Origin of the sequence: Cytobacillus firmus NBRC 15306 (assembly GCF_001591465.1) — a bacterium.
GTDB lineage: Bacteria > Bacillota > Bacilli > Bacillales > Cytobacillaceae > Cytobacillus > Cytobacillus firmus.
The window spans coordinates 1-7,640 of sequence record NZ_BCUY01000125.1; the positions used below are offsets into that span (position 1 = coordinate 1).

Annotated in this window: 8 protein-coding genes; 7 read left to right on the plus strand and 1 reads right to left on the minus strand. The window is 40.1% G+C overall.

Features of this window, described 5'->3' with window-relative positions; genetic code table 11:
• Window positions 1-57: 57 nt before the first annotated feature.
• The 6 genes from BFI01S_RS20225 (at window position 58) to BFI01S_RS20250 (ending at window position 5,767) form a co-directional block, all read left to right on the plus strand.
• Window positions 58-462, plus strand: coding sequence for a hypothetical protein (locus BFI01S_RS20225; RefSeq protein WP_061794199.1), 405 nt, complete (start codon window positions 58-60; stop codon window positions 460-462).
• A 28-nt stretch (window positions 463-490) separates the two neighbouring features.
• Complete coding sequence (locus BFI01S_RS20230) at window positions 491-1,279, plus strand: metallophosphoesterase (protein WP_061794200.1); 789 nt, start codon at window positions 491-493, stop codon at window positions 1,277-1,279.
• Between the two features lie 121 nt (window positions 1,280-1,400).
• Complete coding sequence (locus BFI01S_RS20235) at window positions 1,401-2,306, plus strand: MerR family transcriptional regulator (protein WP_061794201.1); 906 nt, start codon at window positions 1,401-1,403, stop codon at window positions 2,304-2,306.
• Window positions 2,307-2,432: 126 nt separating this feature from the next.
• Complete coding sequence (locus BFI01S_RS20240) at window positions 2,433-3,011, plus strand: genetic competence negative regulator (protein ID WP_061794202.1); 579 nt, start codon at window positions 2,433-2,435, stop codon at window positions 3,009-3,011.
• 379 nt (window positions 3,012-3,390) lie between these two features.
• Window positions 3,391-4,665, plus strand: a complete 1,275-nt coding sequence (locus BFI01S_RS20245; protein ID WP_061794203.1) for a Glu/Leu/Phe/Val family dehydrogenase — start codon at window positions 3,391-3,393, stop codon at window positions 4,663-4,665.
• A gap of 121 nt (window positions 4,666-4,786) precedes the next feature.
• Entirely contained in the window at window positions 4,787-5,767 is a 981-nt protein-coding gene (locus BFI01S_RS20250; RefSeq protein WP_061794204.1) for a YpdA family putative bacillithiol disulfide reductase, read from the plus strand.
• Between the two features lie 21 nt (window positions 5,768-5,788).
• On the opposite strand, the gene BFI01S_RS20255 is transcribed toward BFI01S_RS20250, so the two are convergent.
• The gene (locus BFI01S_RS20255; protein WP_061794205.1) at window positions 5,789-6,757 is read right to left on the minus strand and encodes an asparaginase; all 969 of its coding nucleotides are present in this window, start codon (window positions 6,755-6,757) and stop codon (window positions 5,789-5,791) included.
• A 133-nt stretch (window positions 6,758-6,890) separates the two neighbouring features.
• Between BFI01S_RS20255 and prsW the strand changes: the two genes are divergently transcribed.
• Window positions 6,891-7,580, plus strand: coding sequence for a glutamic-type intramembrane protease PrsW (gene prsW, locus BFI01S_RS20260; RefSeq protein ID WP_061794206.1), 690 nt, complete (start codon window positions 6,891-6,893; stop codon window positions 7,578-7,580).
• Window positions 7,581-7,640 lie beyond the last annotated feature (60 nt).

Genomic DNA, 7,640 nt, shown 5'->3' on the forward strand with positions numbered 1-7,640 from the left:
GATATATAGTCAACAAAATAAATCCTTCTCATACACTCTGTATGGGAGGGATTTTTATTGTTTATTATTTTGCTGAAGCTGGTGACAGGCTTTATTGGCGGCATTTTATATATTAAATTTTTTCCGGTGTCTATTCCCATGGGTATTTCAGATATGATTGTTATTTTTGTGCTCGAGCCGGCAGGCTTTGTCCTGGGAATGACTTTTTTTCTTATCTCCTTTATTGCCAACGCAGAAATCATTAGGATGATCATCGAATGGGCTGCAGGAGTTTTTAAAAATTTCAAGTCATTGAAAGAAAGCAATGCTTTATTTGGGACTGTTCTGATCTTATTGCTGATGGGATGCTTTTTTACTTTATTAGTCCTTTCGCCATGGGAAGCGTTTGCCCTTTTCTGTTTTTCGGCAATCTATGGTATTATTTCTTTAGATTTCAAGAAAATCAATTTTGCTGGAGACTGAGTAAAGGAAATTGATGGCAGGAGGATTTATGATATACTTAATAGCTTTAGCCTTAATTGGCGCTGCGGGTTTACTATTGTTTATGCTTAGGGAGGCATTTGCAGATAGAATTATATATAAAGAGCTTTCTTTTCCAGAATTTCCGGAAACCTTTGGTGAAATAAAGCTTTTTTTTATTTCTGATATTCATAGGAGGATGGTATCAGAAACCATAATCGGGGAGATAAAAGAGAAGAAGCCTGACCTGGTGATTATCGGCGGCGATCTCTTGGAAAGAGGAGTCCCTTTTGATAGAGTAAGGAAAAACCTGCTGGGTTTGAAGGAATGCGGGCCTGTCTATTTCGTGTGGGGGAACAATGATTATGAAGTTGATTACCATCAGCTCGACGCCCTCCTCCTCGAATGCGGAGTTAAAATTCTTGATAACACTGCCCTCTCTTTTGAATCAGAGGAAGGTGAGCGTTTTATTCTGCTGGGAACAGATGATTTCAGCAAAGAGAGGGATCGGCTCGACCTTGCACTTGAAGATGCAGGCTCTGATGGATTTCGTGTTCTCGTCAGCCATGATCCTCGAATCATTAATAGTATAGAAAAAGAACAAAATATTCACCTTGTCTTAAGCGGGCATACGCATGGCGGACAAATACATATTTTGGGGTATAGCCCTTATGAAAAGGGACGGATAAAAGTGCTGCCGCAAACAACAATTCTCATCAGCAACGGCTATGGAACGACTGGAGTGCCTTTAAGGCTGGGAGCAAAATCCGAAACTCACTTCATTACCTTAAAAAAAGCTGATATCTTAGCTTCAAATTGAAAACACATCCAGATTTTACAATTCTTAAGGTCGTTTTTATACTTTTGAAGTAGGTATAAATTCTGAAATTTAATCGCTGTCCAGCGATATTTGCTAATTAGCATTGAAGGGAGGGCTGAACATGGCAGCTGAAGAAGGTAAATATAATATTAAGGCTGTTTCTAAGATGCTCGGTATTCAGCCAGGAACCTTAAGGGCGTGGGAAAGGCGGTATCAAATCGTTGCTCCAAAGAGAAATGAATCCGGCCATAGACTATACACCGAAGAGCATATAAAAATACTAAAATGGCTGATCATGAAAGTAGATCAGGGCTTTTCCATCAGCCAGGCTGTTTCCCTTCTGGAGAACAAGGAATTAAATGCCGAGCCGCTTCAGGTGGATAAGGAGGGAGACCGGTCGGGTGCCCTCGCCAATGAGCTTCTTGAAGCTCTCCTTCATTTTAATGAATCGAAAGCGCATGATTTGATTAATCAGGCTTTTAGTTTTTACACAATAGATAAAGTCCTAATTGATATACTAGGCTCTCTTTTAGTGAAAATTGGACATCTATGGGAGGATGGGAAAATTACCACTGCTCATGAGCACTTTGCCTCGTCCATATTAAGATCAAGAATAGGGATGATTCTGCATTCATTTCCACATAACGGGGTTCTTCCAAAAGTGGTCGCAGTTTGCGGACCTGGAGAAGCTCACGAATTAGGACTTTTAATTTTTACGTTATTTCTGCGGAGAAGAGGATTTGAGGTTGTTTACCTTGGGACAAGCATTGCTGATGAAGATGTTGACACTGTAATTGGAGTGGTTAAACCCAAGTTTTTATTTCTGTCGTGTACAATGAAGTCCAACGTGCCGGAAACCCTTAAACTTTCAGAGAGACTTACCGGGACTTATGGGAACCTCCATGTAGGCATTGGGGGATTCGGCATTGATTCCTTAAGTAATGAAGAAAAAATGAAGTATGAACAGTTTATACCCGGAAGTACTCCGCAAGAATGGGAAGAATGGATTAAAGAACGGCTCCTGTAAACAATAGATCTGGCGGTTAATTGCCGGGTCTTTTCTTTTTTTAGTCACAGAAAAAAAGACGACTCACAAACTAAGCAATATATCATACACTAAACCAAAGAGTTGGTTCAGGTCAGGGGGCTTATCATGCGCTTAGAACGTTTGAATTATAATAAAATCAAAATCTTTCTCACTTTAGATGACTTGAATGATAGGGGACTGACTAAGGAAGATGTCTTGAAGGATTCATTAAAGTGGCATCAGCTTTTTCATGAAATGCTGGAAGAAGCAAGTGAAGAATTCGGTGTAGACATTCATGGGTCAGTAGCAGTGGAAATATTCTCCATGCAGGCACAGGGAATGGTGATGATTGTTACGATGGAGGAGCAGATGGATGAAGAGCTCCTTGAGGATGGTTTTATTGAAATGCAGGTAACTGTTGATGGCAGTGAAGATATATTATTCGAATTCCTGGATTTTGAAGATGTAATTCAAATGGCAAAAAGTCTGAACAGCGTGCAGATTGAGGAAGGAAGCCTATACTTTTATAAAGATAAGTATTTTTATCATGCAGCAGATTTGGAGGGGGGAAATATTCACCGGGTAATTGCCATATTAGCTGAGTACGGTGATTCGGCTTTTACCAGCATTCACGTTATTCAGGAATATGGGAAAGTGCTGATCGAAGCCAATGCTGTAAAAAAGCTGGTGGAATATTTCTCATAATGTGAAAGAGGGGATCCAACCTCTTTTTTTTATGCAGGTCACTCTTTTGCAATATGCATTCGCTGCATCCTGGATTAATAACTCATGAATTATATAAAAATTGGGTAAACCAAATATAGTCAAACCTCTGCATTAATATCATATATAAAGCTGTTACTTTACAAAAGGAAACAGGAGGTTTCTTTTGCCCTTCAGCGGGAAAAGGAGTACTGGGAGTAAACAGAAAATTCCCTTTAATACCAACGCTGACAGCGGTTTCACAAAAATATCAAAAAATGCGGAAAACTGCATTATTCTTCTTGCATAAATTAGGCAAAGGTGTATACTATTCCATGGAAGCGGACAACTAATGAAAGTGATTTTTCTAGGAGGTTTACAAATGGTAGCCGAGAAAGGTACTGATTCAAATAAAGCTGAAAAATTGGACGTTTTAAAGTCGACACAAACGGTCATACATAAGGCTTTAGGGAAGCTGGGTTATTCCGATGAGGTGTATGAGCTTCTTAAAGAGCCAATTCGTATGATGACAGTGAAAATTCCTGTACGGATGGATGACGGAACAGTAAAAGTCTTTACTGGCTACCGGGCCCAGCATAATGATGCTGTTGGTCCTACTAAAGGCGGTATTCGTTTTCACCCGAATGTAACGGAAAAGGAAGTAAAGGCGCTGTCGATTTGGATGAGCTTAAAATGCGGAATTGTAGATCTTCCATATGGCGGAGGTAAAGGCGGAATCGTTTGTGACCCGCGCGATATGTCCTTCGGTGAGTTAGAGCGGCTAAGCCGCGGATATGTTCGGGCAATCAGTCAAATTGTGGGACCTACTAAGGATATTCCTGCGCCAGATGTATTTACCAATTCGCAGATAATGGCATGGATGATGGATGAATACAGCCGGATTGATGAATTTAATTCCCCAGGCTTTATTACCGGTAAACCACTTGTACTTGGAGGTTCACATGGACGGGAATCAGCAACAGCTAAAGGGGTTACAATTTGCATTCGGGAAGCTGCCAAGAAAAAAGGCATTAATCTTGAAGGTGCAAGAGTTGTTGTTCAGGGATTCGGAAACGCTGGAAGTTTCCTCTCAAAGTTTATGCATGATGCCGGTGCGAAGGTTGTTGGTATTTCAGATGCTTATGGCGGTTTATATGATCCAAACGGCCTTGATATCGATTACCTCTTGGATCGCCGTGACAGCTTCGGCACTGTGACAAAATTGTTTAATGATACAATTTCAAATAAAGAGCTGCTTGAACTTGATTGCGATATTCTGGTCCCGGCAGCCATAGAAAACCAGATAACAGAAGAAAATGCACATAATATAAGAGCCGGCATTGTAGTGGAGGCGGCTAACGGCCCAACTACTCTGGAAGCAACACGGATCCTGTCTGAGCGGGGAATCCTGCTTGTTCCTGATGTACTGGCTTCTGCCGGCGGTGTAACAGTATCTTATTTCGAATGGGTTCAAAATAACCAGGGTTATTACTGGACTGAAGAAGAAGTAGAAGAAAAGCTTGAGAAAGTCATGGTTAAATCATTCGATAATATCTATCAAACATCTCAAACCCGCCGTGTCGATATGCGTCTGGCTGCCTATATGGTAGGTGTCAGAAAAATGGCGGAAGCTTCAAGATTCCGCGGATGGATTTAACTGTAATCTCAAAAGTAGAACATTTGAATAATCATAAGAAATCTCCTATCATAAACTGATGGGAGATTTTTTATAAACAGCAGCATAGATATTTGTTTTGGGCATTTAAGGAGTGAGAATCTTGAATATAGACGCTATTATTGTTGGGGGAGGACCCTGCGGATTGGCAGCTGCCATTGCCCTTCAGGAAGCTGGTAAAACCCCCCTTGTTATCGAAAAGGGCAATATCGTAAACGCAATATACCACTACCCAACACACCAGACTTTCTTCAGCACAAGCGAAAAGCTCGAAATCGGCGGGGTTCCCTTCATAACGGAAAATTACAAGCCTAAGAGAAACCAGGCGCTAACGTATTACCGGGAAGTGGTGAAAAGAAAGAGCATTAAGATTCATGCATACGAAAAAGTTCTAAATGTAATAAAAAATCAATCTAATTCATTTGAAGTACAAACTGATAAGGGGCATTATACCGCGGGTAACGTCATAATTGCTACCGGTTATTACGACAATCCCAATTACATGGGAATACCTGGCGAGGATCTTCCAAAGGTATTTCACTATTTCAAAGAAGCTCACCCATTTTTTGATAAAGACGTAGCGGTTATCGGCGGGAAAAACTCAAGCGTTGATGCTGCGATCGAACTGGTAAAAGCAGGAGCCAGAGTTACGGTGATCTATCGCGGAACAGAATATTCACCAAGCATAAAGCCATGGATTCTGCCTGAGTTTGAGTCTTTAGTGAGAAATGGCGTCATTAAAATGGAATTCAATGCACATGTGAAAGAAATCAGTGAAAATAAGCTCTTATATACAGTGGATGGTAAAACTTTTGACATTAAGAATGATTTTGTGTTTGCCATGACTGGATACCATCCTGACCATGGATTTTTAAGAAGTATGGGTATTCAAATCAATGATGAAACAGGGCGCCCCCAATTTAATCCTGAAACGATGGAAACAAATGTCCCTGGAATATTTATTGCAGGTGTGATAGCTGCCGGGAATAATGCCAACGAAATTTTTATTGAAAATGGGAGATTTCATGGCGGACAAATAGCTAAAGCAATAATTGAAAAAGAGAGCGGAAGCAGCAAAGGCTGATCACTTACGATCAGCCTTTAATTATATTTGAAAAATCTCTTCGATATTTTGCTGTGTTTCCAGTCCAATTAACAGTTTAATTCTGGCTTTTTGCCCATTAAGTCCATTTGAGAAAATAACACCCATGTTCTTGAGGTGTTTTCCGCCTCCGTCATAACCATATACATCTTGTGCAATTCCATTGAAACAGCGGGAAACCAATACAATCGGAATATTTTTTTCTGTAAGGGCTTTAATGCCATCAATTGTGGCTGGAGGCAGATTGCCTTGTCCAAGTGCTTCGATTACAACTCCATCGAAATCTAAATCTCCTATCGCATGAAGCAAAGAAGAATCCATTCCGGCAAAAGCTTTAATAAGTGTGACTTTTTTTACAATCGTATCCAAAGGATAGTATTCTCTATTTGTCGGCGCGTTATGGAATAATACACCTCTCTTTGTGACTATTCCGATTGGCCCATACTGTGGGCTCTGGAAAGTGGAGACATTACTCGTATGTGTTTTCGTAACATTTTCTGCTGTATGAATTTCATCATTTAAAACGACAAGGACCCCTTTGTCTTTTGCTGCTTCACATGCAGCCACACGAATAGATGAAATTAGGTTGTAAAGTCCGTCTGAACCGATTTCATTACTCGATCTCATTGCTCCTGTAACAACGATGGGAAGGGATGTTTTCACACTCAAATCCAAAAAGTAGGCTGTCTCTTCTAATGTATCTGTTCCATGGGTAATTACTACGCCGCTTATCTCTTCCTTTGCAAGGCTGTTTTCAATGATTTCCTTTAATTTAAGCATTTCCTTTGGTGTAATATGCGGTGAAGGGAGGTGGAAAGGCTCTTCAACCAATAATTCTGCAAGCGATAGCAGCTCCTTTGTTTTTTTAGTTAATGGATTATTATCTGTTGGCTTTACGGCACCTGTTTCTGCATCCTCGCTCATTGAAATGGTGCCTCCTGTGTGTATAACTAGTATCTTTTTTTTCTCCATGTTAATCCCCCAATTTTTGCTTTGAAATCAAAATATGAAGCAAAATATTTCTTTTCCAATATTTGAATAATCATTTTAATTCTTTCTATATCATGATACGATTAAGAAAACAGATTTGAAAAGAGGACAGCTCATGCTGGGAATATTATCCGCTGGGATCGCGCCGGGACTGGCACTATTAAGTTATTTTTATTTAAAAGATCAATATGAGTCAGAACCCATATCAATGGTTTTTAAAACTTTTTTGTTCGGTGCTTTGCTTGTGTTCCCCATCATGTTCATCCAATATGTTTTGGAAGCTGAAGGGGTGCTGCAGTCCAGTTTAGCGGATGCATTTCTGTCATCAAGCATGCTGGAAGAATTCTTTAAATGGTTTATATTATTCTATACTATTTATCAGCATATAACCTTTGATGAACCATATGATGGAATTGTGTATGGTGCCTCGGTATCACTTGGCTTTGCTACTGCAGAAAATATCTTCTATCTCATCGCGCTCGGTGTGGAACACGCACTTGGGAGGGCCTTGCTCCCGGTTTCCAGTCATGCTCTCTTCGGTGTTATCATGGGCTATTATATAGGAAAAGGGAAATTCTCGGCAACATCTACAAGAAAATGGATAGCCTTTTCACTTCTTATACCTTTTCTCCTTCACGGCATTTACGATTATATCCTTATTTCCCTAAAACATTGGATTTTTATCATGTTTCCATTTATGATCTTCCTTTGGTGGCTGGGCTTAAGAAAAGTCAAAAAAGCAAGGGCTCATAGTGTAAGCCATATGAATAATCAATTTGATATACAGAAAACTCTCCATTCCTGATGGAGGGTTTTTTTATCGCAGTCTAACGGGCAGTAAGACCCCCACTTCAAGACTCAGAGG

Coding starts and splice junctions, on each gene's coding strand:
- BFI01S_RS20245 (WP_061794203.1), top strand. CDS start 3,391: ATGGTAGCCGAGAAAGGTACTGATTCAAATAAAGCTGAAAAATTGGAC.
- BFI01S_RS20240 (WP_061794202.1), top strand. CDS start 2,433: ATGCGCTTAGAACGTTTGAATTATAATAAAATCAAAATCTTTCTCACT.
- BFI01S_RS20235 (WP_061794201.1), top strand. CDS start 1,401: ATGGCAGCTGAAGAAGGTAAATATAATATTAAGGCTGTTTCTAAGATG.
- prsW (WP_061794206.1), top strand. CDS start 6,891: ATGCTGGGAATATTATCCGCTGGGATCGCGCCGGGACTGGCACTATTA.
- BFI01S_RS20230 (WP_061794200.1), top strand. CDS start 491: ATGATATACTTAATAGCTTTAGCCTTAATTGGCGCTGCGGGTTTACTA.
- BFI01S_RS20255 (WP_061794205.1), bottom strand. CDS start 6,757: ATGGAGAAAAAAAAGATACTAGTTATACACACAGGAGGCACCATTTCA.